Here is a 25,727-nt window from a genome sequence, read left to right on the forward strand (position 1 = left end):
CTTCAGGAAAAACGGATATGGAAATAGACCGTGTTCCTTGCTATCGGGGCGGTCTATTTTCGTGCGCGCACACCCAACGGGGGATGCGCGCTTTTCGCTCAAAGCAAACTATTGCAGCCCTCAAACATGCTTTGTCTCTATTTCTGTCTTGAGCGATCCGGCAGGAGCTTCGAGCCTGCTTCCTGAATCGCCGCGATGGCGTCATCGAGCGACTTGCGGCCCCCGATCATCGCGCCTGTCTCGTCGTCGATGATCCGCTGCAGTTCGTTTTTCTCCTTGATGCCGAGCGAAAACTCCGATTGCTGCGGCATTGGCCGCAGCCGGTAGAATACCTCATAGAGCGGATCCTTCGCCAACCTTCCATTTACCTGCACGGGCAGGCCGAATTCCGATTCGGCATACACTCCGCCCATTTTCTCCGACATGACTGTCTCGATGATCTTCCAGGCCTCGTAGGAATGCCCCGACTTGGCCGGAATTGCAAACATGGAGTCCGTCTGGACTTCGCCGCCCCGACTCGGGTCCCGTGCCTGAACCGGTCCAGGCAGCACGCCCCACTCGAACTCTATTTTCTGCCGCTTCAGCTGCGTTATGTAATACTCGTCTGCAATCCTAAGCGCCGCCTTGCCTTGAGCGAACAAGTCACGCTGACGCACCTCGTCCTGACTAATAATGCTGCCCTTGCCCTTGAAAGGTTCGGCATTGAACGTACCGTGCTCATAGGCGGCTATGACCTTGGAGATAAGGGCACGCCACGCTTGACTGTCGAACGTAAGACGGTTGGCAACTTTGTCGTACATCTCAATTCCTTCGGTCCGAGCGATAAGGGACATGAGATCGAACGGCTTGGTCAGCGATGGGATATTTAAGCCGATGACACTGTCTTCGCCCCCTGGCTGGTCTACGAATAACCCGGCCAACCGCAGAATCTCGTCCCAGGTCATATCCTGAGCCGGGAGCGGCACGCCGTAGCGTTTGAACAGCGTTTTATTGTAGTACACCGCCGAGGCGTGAAAGAGAGGCGAAAGCCCATACAGCTTGCCTTCCTCATTGTTCCGTACTTTGTCGAGCATCCCCTCGTACAGCGTGCCGAGGTCGAATCTGTTCAACGACGCCATGTTCTCAAGATCGCGCAGCAATCCCGCATCCGCTGCGTATCGGTATTGCTGGGTATACAGGATAACGAGGTCCGGATTTTTGGTCTCGAACATTTCTTTGAGTGCGACTCCGATATCGAGATTTGTGTTGTAATAAATCGGATCGTCCATCGGTACGATCTTGAATATCGTATTCGGATATACGGACTGTAAGGCGCTGCGGTAGAAAGCATCAAAGGTCATCTGATTGACGCATGCAATCGTCAGCTCGGTTGGTTCTGGCGGAGGTTTAGACTTGCCGGTGCAACCGCTGGACACCGCCAGCATGCAAACCGCCAGCCCGATAGCAAGGATGCGCCCGCGCGCTCTTAATACCGCCGCCCTCATTCGCTCGCCTCCAAGACACCGATGATCGCAGCCTGTTCCGCTTCCGCCTGCAGCCGGGCCAACGCTTCGTCAACCGTCGACTGTCCGGCCACCAAATCCCGAACCGCTTCGTTCGCTTTCGCGGACAGCACGCTCATCACTCGGTTGTACGCGGGCAGTTGACTGCGCTTGGCTTGCTGCAGCACGGCGGACACGTCCAGCTCGGACTCGTAGTAGCGGCCGATTGGAGAGCTTTCTCCCAGCTTCGTGTCCGGCACCGCCGCGAGCAGCATTTGCGGCCCTCCCGTCTCGACGGCCTTATTCGATCGTTCCTTGCTTGCAAGAAAATGGATAAATTTCATCGCCTGCGATGGGTTGGCAGACTTGGCGTTAATGGCATAGACCGTACCGTTAGTCAGCGAGCTAATTTTGCCCGGCGCAGCAGGCGCGCTCAGCGGAATCGTATCCCACTCGTCCAGCAGCAAGCCTTGCTGGATTGCCTCGTTCATGACATACCATGAAAGGTACGGCTGCAGCGTCATGGCGGAGCGGCCGTTATAGAACGCATTGCCGGCTATCGCCGCCTTCAACGGATCGGACTCTTCGGAATTATCCGGCAGCTTATCGCCGATCCAGCCTTGGCGAAGACCTTCCGATACTTGACTCCAGATTGCCTTCCAGGAGGCGCTGTCTACTTGCGGATGACCCTCCCCATCCACAATCGATAGTCCTTGGGACTGGCCAATGTCAAAGATCATTCGAAACGGATCGGGAGCAGACCCATACGAGAAACCATACACCGGCTTGCCCCGGTCGCTAGCGCCTTCGAACCGCGCGGCTAAGCGGACAATGTCGTCCCAAGTCGCACCTTTCTCGGGGAGAGACACACCGTTGCTCCGGAACAGCGACCGGTTATAGATCAGCATGTTCATATCGAGATCATCGATAATGCCGTACATCTGCCCATTACCCGCTTCCTTGATCAGATCGACCGCGGACGGGTAGAGTGCCTGGAGATCCAACTTTTCCCGTTTAATCAGATCATCAAGCGGAACGAGCACGCCGTCCGCGGCGAGGTCGTCAACAAATGCGAGCGGAACTCGGAGAATGTCCGCGTTGGATTCGCTCACCCATTTCTTGTATGAGGCCAAGTCTTGCTTCTCTTCGTACTCATCGCTCGGTATGGCAACCTCAAACGACGCTTTCGGGTGATCGATCATATACGTAAAGCCAAACCGGGCCATAAAGCTCATTTTGTCCCCATACTGCACGGTCAGCCGAAATTCTTGCTCATCCGTTTCCTTCGCACCAGGGCTCGGAAAGAACGCCTGGCGGTAATCCCCGGTCACCCAGACGACGGCCGCTAATAGCGTGAAAACCGCCGCGATCGCGATGCCTCGCATGGGGCTTCTGCGTTTGCCGCTCAACCGTATCCTCTCCTTAATTTGCTTCATGGACTTCGGGGAGAAGCCGCCGCTGCCGAGTGGAAGCTCCTCGAGGTGTTTCTCCCATTGGGAATGATTCATGGACGCTTTCCTCCCTCGAAAGCCGCAGGCTTGCCCAGCTTGCGACTAATAGCGGCCCGTGCGCGGAAAATGCGCGACTTGACCGTCCCTTCGCTAACCTGCAACAATTCTGCGATCTCTTTATGCGCGAGATGGTGATGCACGTACAGCAGCAGCGTCTCACGCAGCTTTCGCGGCAAGCTCAGCACGGCATTCCACACTTCGCGTTGCTCGAGCGACACGAACCATTGCTTCTCCGCGGAAGGATGGAATAGGCTCGTCTCGTACTCCTCCCAGACCAGTTGGACCCGGCGGAACCATGCCGATCTGAAGTAATCCCGAGTCGTGTTGCGGGCAATTGTGAGCAGCCATGCCTTCATTGTCATCTCGCCTCGGAACGAATAGATCGCATGGTAGGCTTTTATGAACGTTTCCTGAGCGATATCCTCGGCCAGTTCCCGGCGACGCGTCAAGCAGTAAGCGTAGTTCCACACATCCTTGCCGAACGTCATCATCAGTTCGTCGAGCAGGGCATTGCGGTCGATCCCTTCGTCCATTTGCTTGATATACTCGTAATCCACTCCGGCAACCTCCTCTGACAAAACAACGAACGTGACGCCTCAAAGTTCCCTTTTTTTCAACCGCACATAAAAAAGCCTAGGGCGTGTATGCATACTCCGAGGATAGCAGATATGGCCGAATTTTCGTTCCATGCAAGGAACTTTTGTGAAGGCGTACGTGAGATTGAGCGGGACGGAGGGAGGGCATTTACGCTAGGGGGTGAACTTGGCATTGCAAATGATGTACCGGCTTTATATGAAGCATTGGATGAAACATTATTGAAACACACAGGAGACAATCGTTTCGATATTCTTGTAAATAACGCTGGAGTCGGCCTATCCGCATCCATAGAAGAAACTACGGAAGAAGCCTTTAACGAAATCACGAGCATTAATGTAAAAGCGCCGTTCTTTCTGATTCAACAGGCTCTTCCGCGTCTGCGAGACGAAGGCCGAATTATTAATCTGTCCTCTGCTGTAACAAGAATCTCTCTGCCCGGCATTGCGGCGTACAGTATGACCAAGGGAGCAATGAATACACTCACGCTGGCGCTATCTAACCAACTCGGCCCTCGCGGGATTACCATCAATGCTATACAACCCGGATTCGTCGCCACGGACATAAATGCCGCAATGCTGCAAGATCCTTCTGGTCAAAAATTCGGTGCTGATTATTCGATCTTCGGAAGATGGGGAGAACCGCTAGATATCGCTGATATCGCAGCATTTCTAGCCTCTCCGGAAAGCCGCTGGATCACTGGTCAATGCATCGACGCAAGCGGAGGATCGCATCTGTAATCTTCACTATGACAAAGGGACTGAACCGATGGCAGATCATTTCTGCTGAGGGGGCAGTCCCTTTCTTAGATAGGGTTAGCTTCGAGCATCGTTCCATGCTTCGAAATATTCATCAACAGTTTGATAGCGCTCGCTCCTTTCACTATTAACAGCTTTTAGTGCTGTATAATAGAGCTTTTCGCCAGCTCGCCACTTTTCGAAAGAACGATCATTCCCTCCTCCAAATAGCTGAAACGCAGTCGCCCCCATAAGAAAGACATTTGATCTTTCATCAATTTCTGCACCTAATTGAAATTCTTCAGGTGACATGTACCGGCTGGATCCCCACATTCTTCCCAGTGTATTTATTACCGGTTTTTTGCTGTAAAATTCGATATCACAGATCATAGTTCGTTTTGAAGCGAAATTATGCATAATACAACCATCATAAAAATCTATAGCGATATATCCACGTTGGTTAGTATGCAGATGAAATAAAAGTATATCATTGTAAATCTTTAATTTGACTATTAGCGGCAACGCAATAAATTTATCGAAAGCACCATACTGCTTGCCCATGCATTCGCCTTCAAACCACTCAAAAACGGTAAGGTAACCTTCTTTGATTTCCTTATGCTCAATGATTTCGATAAGATTGGGATGACGTAAATCCTCGTAGATCGATACGGTCGATTTAAGTCGTTGTATGGCTGCATCAACATTGATATTACTATTTATCGTGGATGCTCCCGCTACCTTCAAAAAGAACTTTTCACTTCCGTTTTGAACACCGAAGCCTATATACCCTGAATCCTGCTTGTCGAATACAGCAAAGACCTGACCATAGTCGGACAAAAAATCAAAAACAAAATCTTCTTTCAACTCAAATACTATACCATCGATTCGTTTCGTTAACATGTTTCGCTCCTTGTAGATCTATAGATCGGGATGATCAATCAAGATAAGCATACAACAGCATTCTGTTCCGACTTCCCCGTTATAGTGGGCTCCGGATCTCTTGCAATCTTGGGTGGGGCATGGTTTTCCTTCGGAAAGTAAAAACCCACCCCAAGGTTAGCCAAAGGTGGGTTTCATCCGTCATTAACTTGAAGGGATACCCCATCCAAGCCAATTGTATAGGCCGAGTGTTCGCGCACTCTGTCTTTCTAATGTCATTGTAACCCATGGAGCTTAGGTTCAACAACACAGATTCCCCTAACCCACTTTGAACGAAATCTAATCGCTCCAGCTTTTTGAAACATCGATAAAAATTTTGAAATTTTCATTGACTTTTACACTAGTGTCAACCTTTAGACTAAGGTCGAAATAAATGAAGGGGGGAATTTCAACTGTGAGGAATGACCGAAATGACAAAGCTGAAAATAAGAATGAAAAACCAGTGACTATCCTCGGGCTGGGTCCGATGGGACAGGCACTGGCTGCTGCGTTTCTGAAGAAAGGCCACTCTACGACGTTATGGAACCGCTCCACCGGTAAGGCAGATACTCTCGTCAGCCAGGGTGCAGTGCTCGCGGATACGATTGCTGACGCCATCGCTGCGAGTCCGTTGGTAATTGTCTGTGTGCTGGACTACAGCGCAGTGCAGTCGATCCTCGAACCTGTGGGAAATGCTTTAAGAGGACGCGTCTTGGTAAACCTCACTACCGGTTCTCCGGTGCAGTCCCGCCAGACGGCTGCATGGGCTGCTAAGTTCGGAATCGATTATCTCGATGGGGTGATCATGACCCCTCCCCCTACCATAGGAACACCAGAATCAGCCTTCTTGTACAGCGGACCGGAACTCGTATATAAGGCCGTATACCCATCTTTGATGAGTCTGAACTGGAATGTCACCTATCTTGGTGCGGATCCTGGCCGGGCGGCGGCACATGACGTGGCCCTGTTAGACTTTTTTTGGGCGTCCATTAGCGGGTATGTCCATGCTCTCGCCCTAGCCGGAGCCGAGAATATTGCCGCCCGGGATTTTGCAGTCTACGCCCGAGAAATGGTAGCCAGCATACCCGACATCATGACTGAAATAGCGAATCAAGTAGACGAAGGCAGCTACCCGGGCGACTTGTCCAATATCATCTCGGCCGAGGCTGGCATGAGGCACATTATCCATGCTTCTGAGCACCATGGTATCGACGTCAGCTTTTTAAGCTCAGCAAGAACCTTTGTCCAGCAGGCAATAGACGAGGGCTATGGAACCGATAGTATCGCGCGTGTAACTACACTGCTCAGGAAACCACTCGCATAACTGCCGGGAGGAGCCCAGTCCTGTATGGGCTGGGCTCCTCTTATTTCGATGTTTTTTTCAATTTCCGTCTTTCCGTCATCTTCACGATTTGTTCATTTAATCGCTTCTTAACAACTTCCAACGCGCGAATTTGTTTACTGATTTGATCTTCCTTCTCCTGGTAAACTTCAAGCACATCATCACATACTTCATATTCTTCGGGACCGCTTTCCTCGCATTTCAGTAAATCCTGTATTTGCTCGATTGTTAGTCCTAAGCCTAGACATAATTGGATCATTCTAACACGTTCAACGGCAGATTCCTCGAACTCCCGGTAATCATTTTCAAGTCGAACAGCGGAAAGTATTTTTTTATTCTCATAATGCCTGATGGATCGGGTACTCGCGCCGGTTCTTTTGGACAATTCACTTATTTTCAATGAAAAGGCCCTCCTTCTGCTAGCCCCCAAACCCGCGTCCAACGCGGCTTCTTGGCTCTTACTCATCTCCCGTCGCGACCGGGCTTCCCTCGTAACTAATCCAATCGCTCCAACTACCTAAATAAAGCTCCCATAGGGTAAATTAGGTGTTTGCATCCATTAACGCTGGGATATTGATTTCTTTTACACAGGCTGCTCTAGACAAGCTAACAATACATCTCACTAAGGATACGATATCCTGAAGCGGAATTCGTGTTCCATTGTAGACAGAAAGGGCACGGTCAGCCCCTTCTTCATATGGAATTTCAGCAGCCAATTCTCCAGGATTGATACATGTCACAGCAATACCATCTTCTCTTGTGTGCTCTCTAAGAGCTTCTGAAATTCCCCGAATAGCGAACTTTGAGGCAACAAAAGAAACTTGACTGCTGTTCGCATTATTCAGCCCGGCTGTCGAACCGATAAGAATGATTTTCCCCGCATCGGATTTGCGCAGATGAGGCAGCAATGCTTGAATACATACAATTGCGGAAGTAATATTCACTTGAATAAGATTACTGATGTCGGCAGGTTCATCGTTATCGAAGGTATAGTGCTCCTCAAACCCTTCTTTTTCCCAAACTCCCACATTGTAAATAAGAACATCCACTGTTTCGTTCTGCAGCTTGTCCTTTACAAGTGTGGCTGAATGGAGATCCGACAAATCTGCCGGTATCCACTCCCGGTGAATGCCGTCCTCTAAATCCAGACTTTTTGGTCTGCTACGTGCAACTACCCAGACTGTATCTCCTTGCTGAGGTACTCCCCTGACAAATGCATCGCCTAACCCCTTACTCGCCCCAAACACAATATAGGTTTTCATCTACATTCTCCTTCCTTTCCATCGGCTCACTATTCATCATCATACCCCAATGACTTCCATGGAAGAAATTGTTTTGTGTTTGCGAGTGAGGCTTCACCGGCTTGGTCGTCACATTTACGCCCCTGCCAGATTAATGTATTCACGATCTTTATACTGCTATACTTCTCCGTCCCCCGTCGCCACCGGATTTTCCTCGTACGAAATCCAATCGCTCCAGCTTCTTATCCCCCCACGAACCCCTATGCTCGAATAGTTCCAAGCCGAAAAGGTGGGGGTTCCGATCAGCGCGGCGGGAATGCATCGGAGGATATGCTAATGCGGTGCAGGAATGTCTCCTGGACATGGGTGATCATTGATAATTAAATATGCCGTTCTTAAACGCTTCTTCATCATTGTTCTCAATACCAAATAAAGCTTCTTGAAGCGCAAATGTGCCCCTGTAAAACCTCATTCGCGATTCAGCACTTTGAAGACCAGGGTAGAATTTGTACATCTGTTTCAAAAAATCTTCTCCGTATCCGCTTATTATGGCGGCAGCATCCACAGCAGGATCACCTACATGCGATCCGCCAAAATCAATTACGCCTGCAACTTTCGGAAGGTGATAATCGATCAATATATTTCCCACACCGAAGTCACCATGCACAAATGCTGGTTTATATTGAAAGTTCATTGTATCATTCAAAAAATCTTCGAAATGCTTCCTTATGAGCACTTGACTCTCATTGCTCATATAACGAAACAGTTTCTCTTGAATACGTATGTACATGTCCTCCCAATACTTATATTGATTTTTTTGATAGTGGTGATCGACGAACTCTTCTTGTAAAGGAATACTATGCAATTCAAATAAAAATTGTGCCAGCTGGTTGGCTATCACATCTAAATCTTCATGGCCCATAGAGTGAAAAGCTTGCATGTCGAAAGTTTTTCCCGGTATCTTACGATAGCCTACAAATATCTCTCCCACGGTCTGCGATTCGAGGCTCTCATAAATAGGATTTGGTATATCAAGAGTAATGTACTTGTATATGTACTTTAATAACCGCGTTTCTTCATGTAACTCTTTAATGCCTTGTTGATATTTGGGGAAACGGAATATGAGTTCATTATTGACCTCAATGACCGTGTTGTTTTGACCGTTTTCATTGAGAATGACCGAATCGATTCGTAGGTTTGGGGATACTTCCAGAATTTTTTGAGCATAGTTCTTCAGCATAAATAGCCTCCATATGAATGGTATTCCAAACAGCGACAAACCAGGAAACATTGACCTGTACCTTGTTCGCTCGGGGTGTTTGCAAGCTGTTGACAGAAAAGCCAAAAGAGGGCCGCAACAGGTCACTTGCTCCGAACCTGTCGCAGCCCTAAACCCGCGTCCGACGCGGCCTCTCGGTTCTTACTCTTCTCCTGTAGCGATGGGGTTTTCCCCGTACGAAATCCAATCGCTCCAGCTTCTTACTTCCCCACGAACCCCTATTCTTGAATAGTTCCAACGCCAAAAAGTAGGGATTCCGATCAGCGCGGCAGGAATGCATCGGAGGATATGCCAGCGCCAATGTGCAACGACCTCCCTTGGCTACGTCTGGGAGCAATTAGGGAGCAAGAGGCCCGTAGACGACGCGGTAGGCGAAACAGTATGGTTTGTGCCAAGGAGAGGTATACCCCTGTGGCTGGGGCAAGCCGAACGGAATGCCAACAAAAGGCCAAGTGAAGCAAGGTAGCACCCGAAAGGATGGATGGGCTGGAACAAGTCGAAACACTATTGTTTGCAGCCTGTTGATGGTTGTTTGCAATCCCATCCCTTTGAACTATCGTTATTGAAAAGATAATTTTTGATCATGCTCAGAACAACCGTTGGAGTGTTATTTTGTTATTCAATGGTCAATTCATAAAATGCGGTCGGGTATCTATTTAGAAGTAACGCCTCTCTGAGTTTTACAAAACCTTGCCTCTCATAAAAAGCACATAATCTCGGTCGGTCGGCAGCGCAGTCCAGCCGCAAGTACCGTTTGCCTTGTAGACTCCCCTGCTTTTTTGCCCATCCGACCATAGCTTCGGACAGTCCAGTCCCTGCATATTGTCTTTTAACAGCCAGTTTATGCAAATATAAGGAAGGCTCGTGATGATTTGGCCATAACAACTTGTCCTCTTCCTGAAGAACCATCGTTCCAACTGCTTCTTCATCGATTAGACAAAGGACCATATCTGTATCTGGATAGGCTTGCAGTAACCCTGCTATCGAATATTGCTGCTCGTTCCACATTTCACGGCCTGTACTTTGGAGCCACAGCGCGGCTTCTTCGAGGATAGAAGAGACAAGCCCGATTTCGCCTTCCCTGATGTTTCTGATCTTGTGCTTTAACGCTTCTAGATCAAGAGATTTCAGCAATGAAAGCCGGTGGAATCCTTTAGTATAATAATCAATTTCAAGATTTATCTTTGTGAATCCCAGGCGTTCATAAAAAGCAACTGCTGCTTGATTCCGTTCATGGTCAAGTGTATATAGGACAACATTCTTATATCCAAATAGAGATATTTTTTTACAGATGACTGAAATCAGCTTACTGCCGATACCTTCCCTAAGCCTACTCTTTTTCGTGGCTACGCCGACAATCTCGTATTGATTTGATGCTTCCTGCAGTATGTATCCGGCATGTCCTATCATGGATCCATTATCTTCGACCACAACGTAAAAACCGCTTCTGATATCATCCCTTGCCTCTAGTTACGTTTTCCAGCGCATCGGGTATTGTTCGCGAATAAACGATGGGAATTGAAACGAATGTTCCTCCATAATTCCCAACACACTTGCCTGATCATGGGCTTGAAGCGGACGAATCTCCATTGCCTTGTCACTCCTTTGTCATCAAACGGTCCCGTAGTAGACATCGCCCAAATTGCCTGCCTGATAATAGGGATATTCGAGCTTCTTCTGCACCTGAAGGGCAATGTTCGTATTGGTCAGCCACTCGACTATATAAAGACCTAAATCGATAGAAGCAGTCACGCCACCGCCAGTGATGACATTGCCGTCCCGCACTACACGAGCATCTACAACTTCTGCACAATAGGAAGCCAGCAGATCAAAGGCCGATGAGTTCGTGGTCGCTTTTTTACCTTCTAGAAATCCAGCCGCTCCCCAAAGCAGGGCGCCTGTGCAGACCGACACCTTAAATCGCGCGGATTCTGCGGTCCGAACCCAACTCATGAAAGCTTCGTCGAATCGAAGTTTTCTAATTGGCAGACCACCCGGGAGAAACACCAAATCAAATCGGCCTAAATCGGGCAGCACCTCATCGACTCTCATTTTCAGACCCCGATCATCCGTCACTTCCGACTTATTGGCACAAAACGTCCATGATACGTCTTCCTTTGCTTTAAGGATCGCCAGCCAAGTCACCGCTTCATAAAACCCAACAAAATCCATACTTGTCACGCCATCAAACAACACAAACGCCATTCTCATCGCCGCCACCGGTCCTTTCTTTTCTTAGAAAATAAAAAAAGCATCTGATCTAAGATCAAATACTTTGCCCAGGCGTACGGCGTTATGAATATGTGCTCCCTCGTGGTTATCCACGTTTACGCCAGTTGCACATACCAGATATTAACTATATTGTATTCTGAAAACTCAAACAAATCAAGAATAATTCTGTTACAAGTAGACGACTCATTTCTTCATATACATTGTCCGCTTGGATATATTGATTTTATAATCAGCATAAAGTCTGAAATCCTTAGCCAACGCAAACATGGAAATTCTCAAGAGTACTATTCCAGTTCTTGTTGCTATCGTTGCGGCTGTCCTTGCGTACAGATTTTCGATTTCCTCGGAGAAGAGGAAGCATCAACAACAAAACCGGGCCCAATCGTATATTGAATTTCTAAAAGCAACTGCCATCGTCGGTCAATCACAGAAGGATGGAAACAAAGAAAAGGAGTTTGAAGGTCTTGTTGCACTAACAGAGGCCAAGCAGAGGGTACTGATTTATGGTGGAGATAAAGTAGTTAAGTTGTTAGCTGACTTTCATGCCCATGGTCCGAATATCTCAGGGGATAATATGAGCAGATATGCAAAGTTAGTCTTGGAGATGAGAAGAGATAGTTCAAGAAAAACAACAACTTTACTGAGTGAAATAGAAACAATCTTATTTGAAAGTCAGTCTAGGCCATTCGCCGGTGACGATTACGCTTGACCGATACTTGCACGTTTTGCCCGGATTGGAAGAGCAGGCAGCGGCCAAGCTAGACGAGCTTCTGAGCAACGCAGCAACAATCGTTCCGGACCTACAAGCTTGCACCAGTCGTGTCAGGGGTACAGTAGGGTGCAGCCGGGGAACAGTCAGGGGTTCAGGTGACTCTCAACCGCTCCGGACGACTCTGGCTTACAAGGGTTCAGGGGGTACAGTCGATATTTAACCCCCAAGAGGAACAAAGCAATAGGAAGATGCAAACGCAGCAACCCGGAGTAGTGCAGACCCGACTGAACCTCCTGAACCCCAAGCGGCAGAACCGCTACGAGGGGAGCTGAGCGACTGTACCCCAAAATGAACCCCAAGTGAACCCCGACTTAACCCTTGCCGGGGCTGTGGCTGAATAAAAATCCGAGAGCAATCAAGAGAAGCCAAGCGAGTACCCATGCTGTGGCTGAATCTAGCTTGCTCTTGCTGTTCCTGCGTTCGGTTCCGGCTGCTGCTGGACTGTTGGGCAACCTGACAAGACTGCCGGACTGTTGCTGGCTCCGGGGTTCCTGCAACTATTTTCGTTGTGTTCTTGTTTGCAAACTGTTGATAGAAAAGCCCGAAGAGGGCTGCGACAGGTCACTTGCTCACTACCTGTCACAACCCCAAAACCCGCGTCCGACGCGGCCTCTCGGTTCTTACTCTTCTCCTGTAGCGATGGCGTTGCTATCGTACGAAATCCAATCGCTCCAGCTCCCCACATACAGCTTCACCTTGGCGAACCCCGCTTCCCCCAACGCCAGCACGTTAGGAGTCGCAGTAACACCCGAGCCGCAGTATACGACGATCTCGTCGTCCTGCGACAAACCCGCTTCCGCGAATCGTTCGCGCTGCTCCTCCGCGGATTTCCATGTGCCGTCGGCCTTCCGGCCCTCGGCCCAGAACACGTTCCTCGCGCCCGGGATATGCCCGGCCACCCGATCGATCGGCTCCGCCTCGCCGCGGTAGCGCGGCGCCTCTCGCGAATCCACCAGCACGAATCGTCCCGTGCCGAGCGATTCGCGAACCTCGTCGACCTCGATCAGCAGATTATGCTGAACGGTCGCTGTGAACCGAGCAGGAATGAGCACCCTCTGCTCGGCCGTAACCGGACAGCCCGCGTTCTTCCAGGCGGAGAACCCGCCGTCCATCACGTATGCTTCTTCGTGCCCCAGGTATTTCAGCAGCCACCACAGTCGAGAAGCCATTGCCCCGCCTTGATCGTCATAGGCGACGACTCTCGTCTCATTGCTGATGCCGACCTGCCCCAACCGCGCCGCCAATGTCGCCGCGTCCGGCAGCGGGTGTCTGCCTCCGTGTCCGTCCGGCTCGACCGGTGCGGACAAGTCCCGCTCCAGATCCAAATACACCGCGCCGGGAATATGCCCCTCTTCGTAAGCCTGGCGGCCGGCATCCGGCTTGCCGAGCGTAAACCTGCAATCTACGATGACCAGGTCGGATTCGTACATGCGCGCAAGCACCCATTTTACGGGAACAATCGATTTCATGATTCACTGTCTCCTTTTATATGCAATATCGAATTTTTACGATATTCAATAAATCCTTTGAACTTTACTTTCCCCCTTTGCACTCTCTTCGAACTCTACGTTCTCCTCAAGCCCAAACCACTCGTCCTTCTGCCTGCAAAAGCTCGTTCCTCTTATCATACCACGCCCAGCCACGATTTCGTTAGTTCCACGCGAGTTGGAATTCCTCCATGATGTTGTGGTTTTACCCCGCAAGAAAATAAATTTTTACACAAACATGCAATTAAAAACAACCAAAACAAACAAAAGTAACTACAATTAAGTTGTGATCGCACATTTAGGAGAAGAGAGGTTGGAGACATGACAACCCCATACAAAGGAAACATTCAAGCAGTGATCTTCGATTGGGCCGGAACGATGGTCGATTACGGGTGCTTTGCGCCTCTGGTCGTCTTCGTGAACGTCTTCCGTGACAAAGGAATCGAAATTACGCCCGAAGAAGCGCGCATTCCCATGGGGATGCTTAAGCGGGATCATATTCAAGCCCTTCTGCGCATGGAGCGGATTGAAGCGTTGTGGAGAGATCGCTTCGGCCGGACGCCGACGGAGGCGGATGTCGACGAGCTGTACGCCGAGTTCGAACCGATGCTGTTCGCGGGCTTGGCGGCTTATACCGATCCCGTGCCCGGCGCGTTGGAGGTCGTCGCGAAGCTGCGTGCGGACGGATTGAAGATCGGATCGACGACGGGGTATACGGCGGCAATGATGGAAGTGGTCGCCGCAGAGGCCAAGCGCAAAGGCTACGCGCCCGATACGCTCGTGACTCCGAACGACGTGGCGGCCGGGCGGCCCTATCCGTGGATGTGCTATCGCAACGCGGAGCTGCTCGGCATCCATCCGATGGCCGCTATGGTGAAAGTCGGCGATACGACGAGCGACGTGCTCGAAGGGGGCAACGCGGGAATGTGGAGCGTGGGCGTCATTAAAGGCGGCAGCGAGCTCGGCTTGTCGGAAGCCGAAGTAGCCGCAATGCCCCAGACCGAATTGGACCAGCGAATGGAAGCAGTTGCCGAACGGTTCCGCCGGGCGGGCGCGCACTACGTCATCGAGCAGATTGCCGACTTGCCGGCCGTCATTGAAGAGATCAACGAGAAAAACGCAGCGGCGAACGAAGGAGCGCAATAAGATGAACATCGACTTGCTGGACGACAATCCGTACTTGCTGTTGACGCCGGGACCGCTTTCGACAAGCAAACGCGTTAAAGCCGCCATGTTGAAGGACTGGTGCACATGGGATAGAGATTATAACGATCTTGTCCAGGAAATCCGTTCGAGGCTGGTCGCCATGGCTACGACGCAAACCGAACTGTACTCCAGCGTGCTGATGCAAGGAAGCGGCACGTTCTGCGTGGAGTCCGTCATCGGCAGCGCGTTGGGCGCCGGAGACAAGCTGCTCGTCATAGTCAACGGCGCTTACGGCAGTCGTATCGCTCAGATGGCAGGGGTGCTCGGCATCGATACAGTCGTCCTGGACAGCGGCGAAGTGGCTCTCCCCGATCTGCGGCGGCTGGAGGCGACGCTTCAAGCCGATGCCGCCATTACACATGTCGCTATCGTTCACTGCGAGACGACAACAGGCATCTTGAATCCGATCGAAGAAGCCGGGCGCATTGCCAAACAATACGGCAAAATCTTCATCGTAGACGCCATGAGCAGCTTCGGCGGCATTCCTCTCGACGTCGCCGACATCGGCATTGACTTCCTGATCAGCAGCGCCAACAAGTGCATTCAGGGCGTGCCGGGATTCGGCTTCATTATCGCCCGGAAGGAACGCTTGCAAGAGTGCGAAGGCCGGGCCAGATCGCTGTCTCTCGACCTGTACGATCAGTGGCGCCACATGGAGGCGAACGGAGGAAAGTGGAGGTACACGTCCCCAACCCACGTCGTGCGTGCCTTCTACGAAGCGCTTCGCGAGCTGCAAGAAGAAGGCGGCCCGAAGGCGCGTTACGAGAGATATGCGCGGAACCAGTCGACGCTGACTGCCGGCATGCGGGCGCTCGGTTTCCGCACGCTGCTTCCGGACGAACTGCAATCGCCGATCATTACGTCCTTCTACTTCCCAGAGGACCCGCCCTTTAAATTCGAAGATTTATACAAGCAACTGAAATCGCGGGGATTCGTCATCTACCCGGGCAAAATTTCACACGCCGATACATTCCGCATCGGCAATATCGGAGAAGTCCGCGAAGAAGACATCCGCAGGCTGATCGCGGCAGTCGGCTCCTGCTATGCACCTGCAATCGAGTAATGTATGAAAGGAGACTCCCCCATTGTCACTCATAGGAGAAGAACGAAAAGCGATCATTCTGGATCAGCTGAATATGGAAGGCCAAGTCAAAACGTTCGAATTGGTCAAGAAGCTTGGCGTGTCTTCCGAGACGATCCGCCGATATCTGGAAGAGCTCGAAGAAGAGAACCGGTTGAAACGCGTCTACGGCGGAGCCGTCAAAATCAATCTGAGCGCGGAGGAACCTTCCTACTTGAAACGGGAGGTGCTCCATGCCGAGGAGAAACAGCGCATCGGCCGGGCGGCGGCTTCTCTCGTCGAAGATAACGACGTCGTCTTCATCGACGACGGCACGACGCCTCTGCAGATGATCCAGTTTCTGATGAACAAGTCGAACTTGACGGTGTTGACGATGTCTTTGCCGGCCTTGCACCAGTTGGTCGAATACAAGAACAGAGATTTGTTCTCCGGAGACATCTACCTGATCGGCGGCAAGGTCAATGCGATGCATTCCCGGGTGACCGGCCCGATTGCGGAGAAGATCGTATCGCTGTTCCATGCGGACAAAGCCTTCATTTCTATCGACGGCATCGTGCTGAACAAAGGCATTACCTCGTTCGATGCGGAACGGGGACAGCTTGTCTCCCGGGTGATCGAGAACGCCAAGCAGACGATCGTCATGACGGACAGCTCGAAAATCGGATTGACCCAGCTGTACCTGATGGCCGGCTGGCGCGACGTAGATATCGTGATCAGCGACGTATCCGTTCCGAAGGGCTGGAGGCAGACGCTGGACGAGATGGGCGTCGACTGGATATGGGCGCAATAAAACAAGCGCCGATCCGGTGTCCCGGCGGCGCCGCTTGCTTTGACCTGATCCCGCTTTACCCGGCGACAATCCCAGCTCCGGCCCTGGCCCGCTCCAACCCCTTAGCCGACAGCAGCGCCCATACGATGACCGCCAGCATAAGAACGGCAAAGCCCGCGAACAGCCAACGCGTCGCCTCCATGCCGTAGTCGTCCAGGAACCAGCCGGTCAAGCGAGGCATCAGCGCCCCGCCGATTCCGCCGAACGCCATCAGCAGGCTCGTCGTGCGCTCGGTCATCCCCGGCACGGCCCGGTTGGCGAAGACGAGCGCGATCGCGAACATCCCCGACATCGCCAATCCCGCGAGGCACGTCAGCGCGAAAGTCGCCCAGGTGCCGCTGAAGCCGCCCATCAACAAGAAGATCAGTGCCGCCGCCAGACAAGTTACGAGCATATATACGCCGCCGCCCCAGCGGTCGGCCGCTTGTCCCGACACCACTCTTCCGACCGCCATCGCTCCCCAGAACAAGCTGAGCGACAGGGATGCCGACGACTCGGACAGGCCGTTCTGGTTCACCAGAAGCGACGGGAGATAATGCACGAAGCTCATCTCCAGCCCGACATAGACGGCGAAGAACACGGAGCAAGCCGCCAGCACGACCAACGACCTTCCCCGGTTCGGCATGCCCCGCAGCCCTGCCCCGGAATGCGCCGCGCTCTCGACGGGACGGTCCAGAATGGTCGGCCAGAAGAACAACCAAGCCGCCAACGTGATGAGAGCCAGCCCGCCGACAAGCGCGAACGCCGCTTCCCAGTTTCCGCCGGAAATAAGCGCGGCGCCGGCGAACGGCATCAGCAGCGCGCCCACGCCGAAGAAAATTTCGACTCTGCTCATCGCTACGTTCGCGTTGCCCATGGCGGAGCCTATTATGAAAGAGCCGACGACCGCCTCCGTCGTCCCGAACCCGAATCCGGCGAACGGCGCCGCCGTCAGCATCACGCTCCACGACGGTTGAAACGCATAGATGATCTCCGCGACGGCCATAATTCCAAGCGCGCCGAGCAGCAGCGGCTTCTTGCCGATCCGCCCCATCAGCCACGGAGCAAGCGTAATACCGATCATACCGCCCAGGAACTGATTCATGACCAGTTGTCCGCCATCCCCGTACTTGATCCCGTATGCCGCGACCATCGGCTCCATGACGGTGCCGACGACCAGTTGCCCGATCCCTACTACCAAGTATGCGATACATCCCAAGAAGACCAGTCTGCCCACGATTCGCTATCTCCTTTATCTAAGTCCAATTCCCCTATCATACCACGTTCGCCCTCATCTATAATAGAACGTGGAACGGGTCCAGGAAGCCCGCGACAAGCCGGAAGGAGAGAAATGATGAGCCATCTCGCACCACCCCCGCTAACGCTGGAGCCGATGACCGAACAGGATGGACGGGAGGTATGCCGCTGGCGCTACCCCGAGCCCTACCACCTGTTCAGGTGGCCGCCTTGGGACGACATGGTCAAGCACGAACGGGAATTCGGGGATCCTCATATCCGCTCCCGCCAATACTTGTCCGTAAGAGCCCCCGATGACGAGCGGTTGATCGGATACGTGCAGCTGTTCCCGATGGAGCGAACGGTTCGGATCGGCATGGGCTTGCGCCCCGATTGCTGCGACCGGGGCTGGGGAGTTCATCTGACCCGGCTGGTCGTGCAGGAAGCGGCTCGCAGGCGGCCCGATGCGGAAATCGACCTGGAAGTGGAGAAATGGAACCGCCGCGCAATCCGGACCTACGAGAAGGCGGGGTTCGTCGTCACGGATCAATACGACCGCAGAGCCACGCACGGAATCGTCAGCGTGTACTGCATGGTATGGCGGGGAATGGCATAACCGCCAAGCCCCCTTCATAGAACTATAGAGAACAACCAAGAATGAGTTTGCTCCTGTCAGGCAGTTTCACCAGAAAAGGGCGTTAAACCCCTATTAAGGAGGCTGTAACTGAATGAAGGCGCTAAACGTCATTAGCCTGATCCTTGTCATCCTGGGAGGGTTGAACTGGCTGTCGGTCGGCTTGTTCGAGTACGACGTCGTAAGTGAACTCTTCGGCGGTGCGGACGAGGTCGGCTCGAAGATCGTGTATATCATCGTCGGAATCGCGGCGCTGTACACGATCGCCCTTCTTCCGAAGGTCGCCAAGGACGACTAGAGAGAAGAACGGAACCTGGCTGCGGAATCTCCCGGCGTCATGCCGCCGGGAAGACTCCGCGGCCTCATTTTTTTACAACCGGTCGTAAGCCAGCGCCGATTCCACGTCCAGAGAGGTCAGTCCCCCGGAATGCCACGTCGTCAGCCGCAGCGTCACCCGCTTGTAGTCGATGCCGATCAACGGGTGATGATTGTGCTCCTCCGCGATAGCCGCGACCTTGCCCACGAACGCGATCGCCTCCATGAAGGATGGAAATACCCTTTTTCGGACGAGCCATTTGCCATCCTCCTCGACCTTCCACCCTTCCAGCTGAAGCAGCGCTTCCTCCAGCTCTTTTTCCGTCAACAACGGTCGTTTCCCCATGCTCGGCCTCCTTCGTTCTGCTTTCTCTCCCTTCCCTTTCGCCCTTCCCGCGGGTCGACCTTGCGACGAATTTGCGAAAAAGAAGGTTCTCCTCTAAAGCTTTCGCCCTTCCCTGTCGATAAAACTATTATCGTGTCGGCTGTAAGTGCAAGCTCCTGTCGCGTACATAACATTCTTCCATATATCGGGGTGTACGATGAAAAATTCAATCTTCATTGGTTTGGCTCTTGGTCTGGTCGCTCTTGTTTTCGGGATGTATTTGAAAGGCGCTCCGATCATCAATCTGGTCAACAATCCGGCCGCCTACATCATCATTCTTGTCGGGACCGCCGCGTCCGTCTTCGTGGCCTTTCCGATGTCGGACCTCGCCAAAGTGCCCAAGCTGTTCAAGCTGATCTTCTCCGAGCCCAAGCTTATCGCTCGCGAGAGAGTCATCGAGATGTTTACGGAATGGGCGACGATTACGCGCCGCGAAGGCTTGCTTGCTCTGGAAGCCCGCGTAGACGAGATCGAAGATCCGTTCTTGAAGAACGGCATGAGAATGATCATCGACGGCAACGAGCAGGATTTCGTTCGCGACGTTCTGCTGGAGGATATCTCGACGACGGAAGAGCGTCACCGCGCCGGCGCTCAGATCTTCTCCCAAGCCGGTATGTACGCTCCGACGCTCGGGGTGCTCGGAGCGGTTATCGGACTGATCGCCGCGCTGGGCAATCTCGCTGACATGAACGCGCTGGCCCATGCCATCGCCGCCGCGTTTATCGCCACGCTGCTCGGTATTTTCACGGGTTACGTGTTATGGCATCCGATGTCCAACAGGTTGAAGCGCCTTTCCAAACGCGAGGTCGACTTGAAGCTGATGATGGTGGAAGGGCTTCTCTCGATTCAGTCGGGCGTATCCACGATCGCCATCCAGCAGAAGCTTCTCGTGTTCCTGACTCCTACGGAGCGGCTGGCGTTCACCGAGAAGGAGGACGAACAGCGTGAGCAAAAAACGGCATGAACATCATGAGGAGCACGCGGACGAGTCCTGGCTCCTTCCCTATTCCGACCTGATGACCTTGCTGCTGGCGCTGTTCATCGTTCTATATGCGTCCAGCTCGGTCAATATCTCCAAGCTGGAAGAATTGAGTCAAGCGTTCAAATCGGCGCTCAGCTCCGGCATCGGCGTTCTGGACGGCGGCTCCATTACGGAAGACGACCAGTTGAAACGCCGTACCGACGACATTCAGAACCGTCTCGACAACGGACGGAAGAACAAGACTCGCGCAGTGCTGCAGCAAGAAGAGCAAGAAAATTTGGAAAAGCTGAAGGAAAATCTGGATCAATATATCGAGAAGAACGGTTTGTCCACACAGCTTGAGACGCAGTTGAATCAATCGCAGCTGCTGATCACGATCCGGGATAACGCCCTGTTCGCTTCCGGCAGCGCCACCATCAAGCCTGAGTCGCAGAAGCTGGCCGCAGCGATTGGTACGATGCTCGAACAATACCCGGATTATGAAGTCCAGGTGAAGGGACATACCGACAACCAGCCGATCAATACCTTCGAGTTCCCGTCCAACTACGAGCTCAGCTCCAAACGGGCCATCAACTTCATGAAGATTCTGCTCGAGAACGAAGCTTTCGATCCGAAGCAATTCAGCGCGACCGGCTACGCGGAATTCCACCCGCTGGAGAGCAACGCCACCGAAGCCGGCAGAGCCGTAAACCGCAGAGTCGAGGTTTCCATTCTGCGGCACTACGTCGAACCGACCGAAGGCAGCCAGTCGATCTCGGTGAACGCAAGCGAAGCCCAAGCTGCATCTGAATAAACTTACGGAACGCCCGGAGATGGTCTCTCCGCGGCGTTCTTTTTTTCATTGCTTGCCGAACAGCCGCTTGCCGAACAGCCGCTTGCCTTCGTACAGATGCGTTCCCGCAGCCGCATCGCTTCGCGCGGCGCGAACCATCGCGGCCGCCACGGAGTCCGCCTGAACGGCCTTATACTTGGCCAAGGGGCCGGCGAGCAGAGGATTGAGCGGTTTCATCGCATAACCGAAGAATCGTTCTCCCCTGCGGTACTCCTGACGCTCCCCGAGCAGCAGCGAAGGACGGAATACATGCAGCTCCGGTATCCCCAGCTTCTCCAAGTCCCGCTCCAGCTCTCCCTTCACGCGGCTGTAGAAAATCGAAGACGAGGCCGAAGCCCCGACCGCGGAGACCAGCAGGAATCGCTTGCCTCCGGATGCCGCCGCTTGCCTGCCAAGCGCCATCGGGTAGTCGTAATCGACCCGGCGGAACGCCTCTCGCGTTCCGGCCGTCCTGATCGTCGTGCCCAGCGCGCAGTACCAATCGTCCGCCGCCGTATCCGCCAGCGCCCCCGGGAGGTTGTCCACAGTGACTTCGACCTGCTCGAGCTTGGGATGGCTGATCGGCAGCGGCTTCCGGACGAAGGCGACGACGCGGCCATAGCCGGGATCGTCCAGCAGCCGGCGAAGCAGGCAAGAGCCGACCAGTCCGGAAGCGCCGGCGATTGCCGCCGTTGTTGATGAAGAAGTCATCCTTATCCCTCTTTTCTTGTCGGGACTTGCTTCTCCTCCATTGTATCAGCGAATGGGCGACTTTCCCATTGTCGAAGCAAAGCGGCAAGCTCCTCCCACGTCACCTTGCGGTCGGGGTGAGGCGTCGGGACGGGCAGCAGCTGCCGGTGCTGCAGCCATTTCATCTGCTCGCTGACGAAGGACGACCAGTCGACCGTTCCGGCTTTCCGCGCGGCCGAACGGACGGAAGACGTCGGCTCCTGACGGTACACCGGCAGCTTGGGAGGAACACCTCTGCCGTCCCATTCCAGGACGCCGCGCCACATCGCCACCACATAGCAGCCATAGCCGGAATTGCCGTAATGCGACCACTTGCCGCTCAGATCCTCCCAGCAAGGGGCCTTGCCTCTCCAGCCGGAGCGCTCGATGTGAACGATGTGCCGATCGTCCGCCAGCTTCGTCTCGCCCGGAAGCGGCAGCGCGCTTGCCAGTGTATACAGCATCTGAATGCGGCTCTCGATCGCGGCTTCGTCGACCCACTGCGCTCTCACCTGCGGCGCCCAGTCCGGACCGGACAGCTCCGCGGTCCACCATCTCGTATCGTACGCAGCCTGGCAGTACGCGACGTCTCCGCGAATCCCGTATTGGCGGCCGAGACGAATGTAGACCTCCGCCACATCCGGCGCCTGTGGATTTCTCCTTCTTGTATAGGCGAGCAACCGCTCCGCAGAACAGCACGGCTCTCCCGACAAACTCAGCTTGCCCGTCGGCTCCAGCTCGGGATGACTCCGAAATACCGCATCCAGCTTCTCCATCCGAGACGCCCTCCTCAGTGCTCGGACGGTTTGTCCGAGTTGTTCACTCATCTATATTCGGGAACGTCAAGGATTTGAACTTATTTGCCAACCTGATACAATTATATTCAGTTATTCACATCGTTATAAACACATTCTGTGCATAACTCTGTGGGTAACTGGCTATTTATCCACAGACTTGTGCACAGTATGTTAACATCGAATGCACGTTCGTGGAGTAAGGGGACTGTTATGAGTTTAATCGAAGAAGATGAACGTTGGATGAGGGAAGCAATTGCGCAGGCCAAGTATGCCGAATCGTTAGGGGAAGTTCCGATCGGCGCCGTCGTCGTTCGGGACGGCGTTATCGTGGGCGCGGGATACAATTTGAGGGAGCGCGATCGCGACCCGACCGCTCATGCGGAGATGATCGCCATTCGGCAAGCCAGCGAACGCCTCCAAGCCTGGCGGCTGCTGGGCTGTACTTTGTACGTCACGCTCGAGCCTTGTCCAATGTGCGCGGGCGCGATTCTGCAATCCCGCATCGAGCGAGTCGTGTACGGAACGACCGATCCGAAGGCCGGATGCGTAGGCACGCTGATGGATCTGCTGCAAGATTCCCGCTTTAATCACGCATCGCCTTGGACGTCAGGAGTGCTTCAAGCTGAATGTTCGGCTCTGCTTACCGACTTCTTCCGCAGGCTGCGAAGCCGATAATACGGATACCGGGCAGACGCTGTTCAACTTCCGGAGCTGGGATTCCTCCTTGCGAAGGCGCTGCAGTTGAACGATTAACCGGTCGGCCTCCTCGCTGACCGCCACGATCTCCGGGTCGGTCAGATTGCCGAGGTCGTCCGCCATTTCGCACAATCGACTCTGCAGTTGTTGGAGGCGAGTGATTAATTCGGTTGTCTCCAAGGTCGTCATCTGACCGCTCCTTTCCTCCTAGGGCGTGTATGCATACACGCCCTAACGGGTCGACCGTAGAAATTTGTCACACTCCGTCATTGAACGGTAGGATAATCGAACTATTCTCATTATAGGACAAAATTATCCAGTTATTTGTAGAATGCTGTCGAGATTTAACGCATAATTTCAAAGAATTTTCCGACAAACTCAGGAAATTGGAACTAGTTCCCAAGGAGCTTATTCTTCTCTTCCGCATAGAAAGGAGCACTGCCGTTGAGCCTTCGCATCCTGCTCGTCGAAGACGACGATTCCTTGCACCGCGGCATTCAGTTCACCTTGCAGCAAGAAGGCTTCGAGGTCATCGGCGCGCGCAGCCTGGACGAGGCGCGGAGCGCCCTCGGCAGCCATGAGGTCCATCTGCTCCTGCTGGACGTGCAGCTTCCCGACGGCAACGGCTTCGACTTCTGCGAGCAGGTCCGGCGGGAGCGCGACGTCCCGATTATTTTCCTGACCGCAAGCGACCAGGAGTTCGATATCGTTCGCGGCTTGGACATCGGCGGCGACGATTATATTACGAAGCCGTTCCGCCTGCGCGAGTTCCTCTCGCGCATCCAGGCCGTGCTTCGCCGCAGAGGCCCTTCCGGACGGACGGAGGATACGCTTGCCGCCGGTCCTCTGACGCTTCACGTCGGCGAGATGCGGCTGGAGAAGCACGGGCGTGATATCCCGCTAAGCGTGACGGAATTCCGCTTAATGCTGCTGTTCATGACGCATCCCCGGGCCGTGCTGTCCAGAGACCAGATTATTCGTCACGTATGGCCGGACGGCGCAGAAGTGCTCGACGACAATACGGTGGCGGTGAACGTGCGCAGGCTGCGGGAAAAGGTCGAGGAAGACCCCCAGAACCCCCAATATCTCGTCACCGTCCGAGGAGCCGGATATCGATGGAACGTCTAGAGAACGATAAAGTCGAATTCGCTCGTCAGTGGCGCAATCCTTCGCTTCGGAGGCTTGCTTTTATTTTGTCCTTGCTTCTCGTTCTATTCGTCGTTCTCGCTCTGCTCTACAGCCATCTATCGGCCGAGAGGCTGAAGAAGGACTGGCTGGACCGGGAAGCCGCGCTGCTGGGCAGCTTGGCCGAAGAGCATCCCGAGCTGGCCGAGAAGTGGCTCAGCCTGCTGACGGCCTCCGGCTCGGCCTCGCCGGAGACTGCCGAGCAAGGGCTGGAGTGGCTTGAGCGCTATGGAATGAGCGCGAAGACGGATGAGCGCTGGATTCCCGCGCTGGGCGAATACCGCAGCCGCACGAACTGGACTCTGCTTCTCGGCGGCGTCTGCTTCGTCGCGCTGGCCGCCGCGCTGCTCTATCGCGAGAACGTCCGCCAATCCCGTACTCTGCGTCATCTCGCGATCGCGATGGAGGGCGCGGTGAAACGCAACGAACCGATCGCCAGCCGCATTTACGAGGAAGGCGATCTCGGCCTGCTGGCCAACGGAGCTCAGGAGCTGTCCCAGCGGCTTAAGGAAACGATCGAGCAGCTTCATCGGGACAAAGCGTTCCTGAAGGAAACGGTAGCCGACATTTCCCACCAGTTGAAGACTCCCCTTGCCTCTCTCATGATCTACACCGATCTGCTCCAGGACGGCAAGCTCGACGAAGCTCACGCGGCCGAATTCATCGGGAGATGCCGCCGCGAGCTCGATCGGATGGAGTGGCTGATCCTGACTCTGCTCAAGCTGGCCCGGCTGGAAGCGAACGCCTTGGAGCTCAACGTCAAGACCGCGCCTCTGGCCGACACAGTGCGACAGGCAGTCCAATCGGTGAAGAGGTTGGCGGAGGACAAGGGCGTCCGCATCGCGGTCGGGGATTCCGACGCCTCACTCGCCATTCCCCATGATGCCCACTGGCTTGGCGAAGCATTGTCCAACCTGCTCAAGAACGCCGTCGAGCACAGCCCCGCGGGACGCGACGTCGTCGTGGAGTGGGAGCAGACCCATACGTTCACCCACCTTCGCGTGAAGGATCAAGGGCCCGGAATCGATCCCCGGCACTTGCCCCACATCTTCAAGAAGTTTTACCGGACGTCCGGCGAAGGCAGCGGAGTCGGGCTCGGCCTGCCGCTCGCCCGATCGATCGTCGAGAAGCACGGCGGCGTCTTGTCTGCGACCTCCGGAGCGCCGGGCGGCACCGTATTTCACGTCACGCTGCCTCTGCATCCTTTTCCGTCGAAGACGGCGAACCTTACGGAACTGTAAGAGAATCCCCCTTCGGCTTGTAAGGAG

At 53.7% G+C, this 25,727-nt stretch carries 28 protein-coding genes and 1 riboswitch; of the genes, 13 read left to right on the forward strand and 15 right to left on the reverse strand.

All coding sequences use genetic code 11. The annotated features are described in order from the left end of the window. Positions 1–137 precede the first annotated feature (137 nt). Genes B0G52_RS31845 through B0G52_RS31855 form a run of 3 tightly spaced genes read right to left on the reverse strand, consistent with a single transcriptional unit; the run spans position 138 to position 3,549 of the window. Entirely contained in the window at positions 138–1,484 is a 1,347-nt protein-coding gene (locus tag B0G52_RS31845) for an ABC transporter substrate-binding protein (protein ID WP_094050472.1), read from the reverse strand. Continuing rightward, complete coding sequence (locus B0G52_RS31850; RefSeq protein ID WP_094050473.1) at positions 1,481–2,989, reverse strand: extracellular solute-binding protein; 1,509 nt, start codon at positions 2,987–2,989, stop codon at positions 1,481–1,483. Before B0G52_RS31850 ends, B0G52_RS31845 begins: the two co-directional genes overlap by 4 nt. Next, the gene (locus tag B0G52_RS31855) at positions 2,986–3,549 is read right to left on the reverse strand and encodes an RNA polymerase sigma factor (RefSeq protein WP_094050474.1); all 564 of its coding nucleotides are present in this window, start codon (positions 3,547–3,549) and stop codon (positions 2,986–2,988) included. Before B0G52_RS31855 ends, B0G52_RS31850 begins: the two co-directional genes overlap by 4 nt. Positions 3,550–3,660: 111 nt before the next feature. Here B0G52_RS31855 and B0G52_RS31860 point away from each other — a divergent pair, with 111 nt between their 5' ends. Then, positions 3,661–4,326: an SDR family oxidoreductase gene (locus B0G52_RS31860; protein WP_233163267.1), complete on the forward strand. Its 666-nt coding sequence runs from the start codon at positions 3,661–3,663 to the stop codon at positions 4,324–4,326. Between the two features lie 75 nt (positions 4,327–4,401). Here B0G52_RS31860 and B0G52_RS31865 read toward each other — a convergent pair whose 3' ends face one another. Further along, positions 4,402–5,223, reverse strand: coding sequence for a protein kinase family protein (locus tag B0G52_RS31865; RefSeq protein ID WP_094050476.1), 822 nt, complete (start codon positions 5,221–5,223; stop codon positions 4,402–4,404). A 433-nt stretch (positions 5,224–5,656) separates the two neighbouring features. On the opposite strand from B0G52_RS31865, the gene B0G52_RS31870 reads away from it, so the two are divergent. Then, positions 5,657–6,565, forward strand: coding sequence for an NAD(P)-dependent oxidoreductase (locus tag B0G52_RS31870; protein ID WP_255407523.1), 909 nt, complete (start codon positions 5,657–5,659; stop codon positions 6,563–6,565). A gap of 40 nt (positions 6,566–6,605) precedes the next feature. Here the strand turns inward: B0G52_RS31870 and B0G52_RS31875 are convergent, their stop codons facing one another. The 5 genes from B0G52_RS31875 to B0G52_RS31895 form a co-directional block, all read right to left on the reverse strand. Continuing rightward, positions 6,606–6,983: a MerR family transcriptional regulator gene (locus tag B0G52_RS31875; RefSeq protein WP_094050478.1), complete on the reverse strand. Its 378-nt coding sequence runs from the start codon at positions 6,981–6,983 to the stop codon at positions 6,606–6,608. A gap of 142 nt (positions 6,984–7,125) precedes the next feature. Further along, on the reverse strand, positions 7,126–7,845 hold the full coding sequence (locus B0G52_RS31880; protein WP_094050479.1) for an SDR family NAD(P)-dependent oxidoreductase: 720 nt from the start codon (positions 7,843–7,845) through the stop codon (positions 7,126–7,128). Positions 7,846–8,194: 349 nt separating this feature from the next. Next, positions 8,195–9,064, reverse strand: a complete 870-nt coding sequence (locus tag B0G52_RS31885; RefSeq protein ID WP_158223971.1) for a phosphotransferase family protein — start codon at positions 9,062–9,064, stop codon at positions 8,195–8,197. 654 nt (positions 9,065–9,718) lie between these two features. Continuing rightward, positions 9,719–10,555, reverse strand: a complete 837-nt coding sequence (locus B0G52_RS31890; protein WP_255407525.1) for a GNAT family N-acetyltransferase — start codon at positions 10,553–10,555, stop codon at positions 9,719–9,721. A gap of 159 nt (positions 10,556–10,714) precedes the next feature. Next, the gene (locus B0G52_RS31895) at positions 10,715–11,308 is read right to left on the reverse strand and encodes a DJ-1/PfpI family protein (protein ID WP_369827180.1); all 594 of its coding nucleotides are present in this window, start codon (positions 11,306–11,308) and stop codon (positions 10,715–10,717) included. Positions 11,309–11,373: 65 nt separating this feature from the next. After that, a riboswitch (ZMP/ZTP riboswitch) is annotated at positions 11,374–11,453 on the reverse strand. A 147-nt stretch (positions 11,454–11,600) separates the two neighbouring features. Between B0G52_RS31895 and B0G52_RS35440 the strand changes: the two genes are divergently transcribed. Next, on the forward strand, positions 11,601–12,044 hold the full coding sequence (locus B0G52_RS35440) for a hypothetical protein (RefSeq protein ID WP_143762680.1): 444 nt from the start codon (positions 11,601–11,603) through the stop codon (positions 12,042–12,044). A gap of 683 nt (positions 12,045–12,727) precedes the next feature. On the opposite strand, the gene B0G52_RS31905 is transcribed toward B0G52_RS35440, so the two are convergent. Then, positions 12,728–13,576 (reverse strand): sulfurtransferase, encoded by an 849-nt coding sequence (locus B0G52_RS31905; RefSeq protein WP_094050483.1) that lies wholly within the window; start codon positions 13,574–13,576, stop codon positions 12,728–12,730. A 339-nt stretch (positions 13,577–13,915) separates the two neighbouring features. Here B0G52_RS31905 and phnX point away from each other — a divergent pair, with 339 nt between their 5' ends. The 3 genes from phnX to B0G52_RS31920 are packed head-to-tail and all read left to right on the forward strand — an operon-like array spanning position 13,916 to position 16,671. After that, positions 13,916–14,740 carry a phosphonoacetaldehyde hydrolase gene (phnX, locus tag B0G52_RS31910; protein WP_198960769.1) on the forward strand — a complete coding sequence of 275 codons (825 nt, stop codon included), beginning with the start codon at positions 13,916–13,918 and terminating at the stop codon, positions 14,738–14,740. A 1-nt stretch (position 14,741) separates the two neighbouring features. Then, complete coding sequence (gene phnW, locus B0G52_RS31915; protein WP_094050484.1) at positions 14,742–15,863, forward strand: 2-aminoethylphosphonate--pyruvate transaminase; 1,122 nt, start codon at positions 14,742–14,744, stop codon at positions 15,861–15,863. Positions 15,864–15,885: 22 nt separating this feature from the next. Beyond that, positions 15,886–16,671, forward strand: a complete 786-nt coding sequence (locus B0G52_RS31920) for a DeoR/GlpR family DNA-binding transcription regulator (RefSeq protein WP_094050485.1) — start codon at positions 15,886–15,888, stop codon at positions 16,669–16,671. A 55-nt stretch (positions 16,672–16,726) separates the two neighbouring features. Here B0G52_RS31920 and B0G52_RS31925 read toward each other — a convergent pair whose 3' ends face one another. Beyond that, complete coding sequence (locus B0G52_RS31925) at positions 16,727–17,890, reverse strand: MFS transporter (RefSeq protein ID WP_233163269.1); 1,164 nt, start codon at positions 17,888–17,890, stop codon at positions 16,727–16,729. A 153-nt stretch (positions 17,891–18,043) separates the two neighbouring features. Here B0G52_RS31925 and B0G52_RS31930 point away from each other — a divergent pair, with 153 nt between their 5' ends. Continuing rightward, positions 18,044–18,541: a GNAT family N-acetyltransferase gene (locus B0G52_RS31930; RefSeq protein ID WP_094050487.1), complete on the forward strand. Its 498-nt coding sequence runs from the start codon at positions 18,044–18,046 to the stop codon at positions 18,539–18,541. A gap of 112 nt (positions 18,542–18,653) precedes the next feature. Next, positions 18,654–18,857 carry a DUF378 domain-containing protein gene (locus B0G52_RS31935; RefSeq protein WP_094050488.1) on the forward strand — a complete coding sequence of 68 codons (204 nt, stop codon included), beginning with the start codon at positions 18,654–18,656 and terminating at the stop codon, positions 18,855–18,857. A 72-nt stretch (positions 18,858–18,929) separates the two neighbouring features. Here B0G52_RS31935 and B0G52_RS31940 read toward each other — a convergent pair whose 3' ends face one another. Beyond that, entirely contained in the window at positions 18,930–19,220 is a 291-nt protein-coding gene (locus B0G52_RS31940; RefSeq protein WP_094050489.1) for a 4a-hydroxytetrahydrobiopterin dehydratase, read from the reverse strand. A 196-nt stretch (positions 19,221–19,416) separates the two neighbouring features. Between B0G52_RS31940 and motA the strand changes: the two genes are divergently transcribed. Beyond that, entirely contained in the window at positions 19,417–20,223 is an 807-nt protein-coding gene (gene motA, locus B0G52_RS31945; protein ID WP_094050490.1) for a flagellar motor stator protein MotA, read from the forward strand. Further along, entirely contained in the window at positions 20,204–21,034 is an 831-nt protein-coding gene (locus B0G52_RS31950) for a flagellar motor protein MotB (RefSeq protein ID WP_094050491.1), read from the forward strand. The genes motA and B0G52_RS31950 overlap by 20 nt, the downstream gene beginning before the upstream one ends. A 45-nt stretch (positions 21,035–21,079) precedes the next feature. Here B0G52_RS31950 and B0G52_RS31955 read toward each other — a convergent pair whose 3' ends face one another. Beyond that, positions 21,080–21,763 carry an NAD(P)H-binding protein gene (locus tag B0G52_RS31955; protein ID WP_094050492.1) on the reverse strand — a complete coding sequence of 228 codons (684 nt, stop codon included), beginning with the start codon at positions 21,761–21,763 and terminating at the stop codon, positions 21,080–21,082. Positions 21,764–21,765: 2 nt separating this feature from the next. Beyond that, positions 21,766–22,557 (reverse strand): glucosaminidase domain-containing protein, encoded by a 792-nt coding sequence (locus B0G52_RS31960; protein ID WP_094050493.1) that lies wholly within the window; start codon positions 22,555–22,557, stop codon positions 21,766–21,768. Between the two features lie 231 nt (positions 22,558–22,788). Here B0G52_RS31960 and tadA point away from each other — a divergent pair, with 231 nt between their 5' ends. Then, positions 22,789–23,253, forward strand: a complete 465-nt coding sequence (gene tadA, locus B0G52_RS31965; protein ID WP_094050494.1) for a tRNA adenosine(34) deaminase TadA — start codon at positions 22,789–22,791, stop codon at positions 23,251–23,253. Here the strand turns inward: tadA and B0G52_RS31970 are convergent. Continuing rightward, on the reverse strand, positions 23,185–23,463 hold the full coding sequence (locus B0G52_RS31970; RefSeq protein WP_094050495.1) for an aspartyl-phosphate phosphatase Spo0E family protein: 279 nt from the start codon (positions 23,461–23,463) through the stop codon (positions 23,185–23,187). The genes tadA and B0G52_RS31970 overlap by 69 nt on opposite strands. Positions 23,464–23,718: 255 nt before the next feature. Here B0G52_RS31970 and B0G52_RS31975 point away from each other — a divergent pair, with 255 nt between their 5' ends. Then, positions 23,719–24,402: a response regulator transcription factor gene (locus B0G52_RS31975; protein WP_094050496.1), complete on the forward strand. Its 684-nt coding sequence runs from the start codon at positions 23,719–23,721 to the stop codon at positions 24,400–24,402. After that, a complete protein-coding gene (locus B0G52_RS31980; protein WP_094050497.1) occupies positions 24,390–25,700 on the forward strand; it encodes a sensor histidine kinase in 1,311 nt (436 codons plus the stop codon). Before B0G52_RS31975 ends, B0G52_RS31980 begins: the two co-directional genes overlap by 13 nt. The last annotated feature ends 27 nt before the right edge of the window (positions 25,701–25,727 follow it).

This window comes from Cohnella sp. SGD-V74 (assembly GCF_003001675.1).
Lineage (GTDB): Bacteria > Bacillota > Bacilli > Paenibacillales > Paenibacillaceae > Cohnella.

Coding starts and splice junctions, on each gene's coding strand:
- B0G52_RS31845 (WP_094050472.1), bottom strand. CDS start 1,484: ATGAGGGCGGCGGTATTAAGAGCGCGCGGGCGCATCCTTGCTATCGGG.
- B0G52_RS31850 (WP_094050473.1), bottom strand. CDS start 2,989: ATGAATCATTCCCAATGGGAGAAACACCTCGAGGAGCTTCCACTCGGC.
- B0G52_RS31860 (WP_233163267.1), top strand. CDS start 3,661: ATGGCCGAATTTTCGTTCCATGCAAGGAACTTTTGTGAAGGCGTACGT.
- B0G52_RS31865 (WP_094050476.1), bottom strand. CDS start 5,223: ATGTTAACGAAACGAATCGATGGTATAGTATTTGAGTTGAAAGAAGAT.
- B0G52_RS31880 (WP_094050479.1), bottom strand. CDS start 7,845: ATGAAAACCTATATTGTGTTTGGGGCGAGTAAGGGGTTAGGCGATGCA.
- B0G52_RS31885 (WP_158223971.1), bottom strand. CDS start 9,064: ATGCTGAAGAACTATGCTCAAAAAATTCTGGAAGTATCCCCAAACCTA.
- B0G52_RS31895 (WP_369827180.1), bottom strand. CDS start 11,308: ATGGCGTTTGTGTTGTTTGATGGCGTGACAAGTATGGATTTTGTTGGG.
- B0G52_RS35440 (WP_143762680.1), top strand. CDS start 11,601: ATGGAAATTCTCAAGAGTACTATTCCAGTTCTTGTTGCTATCGTTGCG.
- B0G52_RS31905 (WP_094050483.1), bottom strand. CDS start 13,576: ATGAAATCGATTGTTCCCGTAAAATGGGTGCTTGCGCGCATGTACGAA.
- phnX (WP_198960769.1), top strand. CDS start 13,916: ATGACAACCCCATACAAAGGAAACATTCAAGCAGTGATCTTCGATTGG.
- phnW (WP_094050484.1), top strand. CDS start 14,742: ATGAACATCGACTTGCTGGACGACAATCCGTACTTGCTGTTGACGCCG.
- B0G52_RS31930 (WP_094050487.1), top strand. CDS start 18,044: ATGAGCCATCTCGCACCACCCCCGCTAACGCTGGAGCCGATGACCGAA.
- B0G52_RS31935 (WP_094050488.1), top strand. CDS start 18,654: ATGAAGGCGCTAAACGTCATTAGCCTGATCCTTGTCATCCTGGGAGGG.
- B0G52_RS31940 (WP_094050489.1), bottom strand. CDS start 19,220: ATGGGGAAACGACCGTTGTTGACGGAAAAAGAGCTGGAGGAAGCGCTG.
- motA (WP_094050490.1), top strand. CDS start 19,417: ATGAAAAATTCAATCTTCATTGGTTTGGCTCTTGGTCTGGTCGCTCTT.
- B0G52_RS31955 (WP_094050492.1), bottom strand. CDS start 21,763: ATGACTTCTTCATCAACAACGGCGGCAATCGCCGGCGCTTCCGGACTG.
- B0G52_RS31960 (WP_094050493.1), bottom strand. CDS start 22,557: ATGGAGAAGCTGGATGCGGTATTTCGGAGTCATCCCGAGCTGGAGCCG.
- tadA (WP_094050494.1), top strand. CDS start 22,789: ATGAGTTTAATCGAAGAAGATGAACGTTGGATGAGGGAAGCAATTGCG.
- B0G52_RS31970 (WP_094050495.1), bottom strand. CDS start 23,463: ATGACGACCTTGGAGACAACCGAATTAATCACTCGCCTCCAACAACTG.
- B0G52_RS31980 (WP_094050497.1), top strand. CDS start 24,390: ATGGAACGTCTAGAGAACGATAAAGTCGAATTCGCTCGTCAGTGGCGC.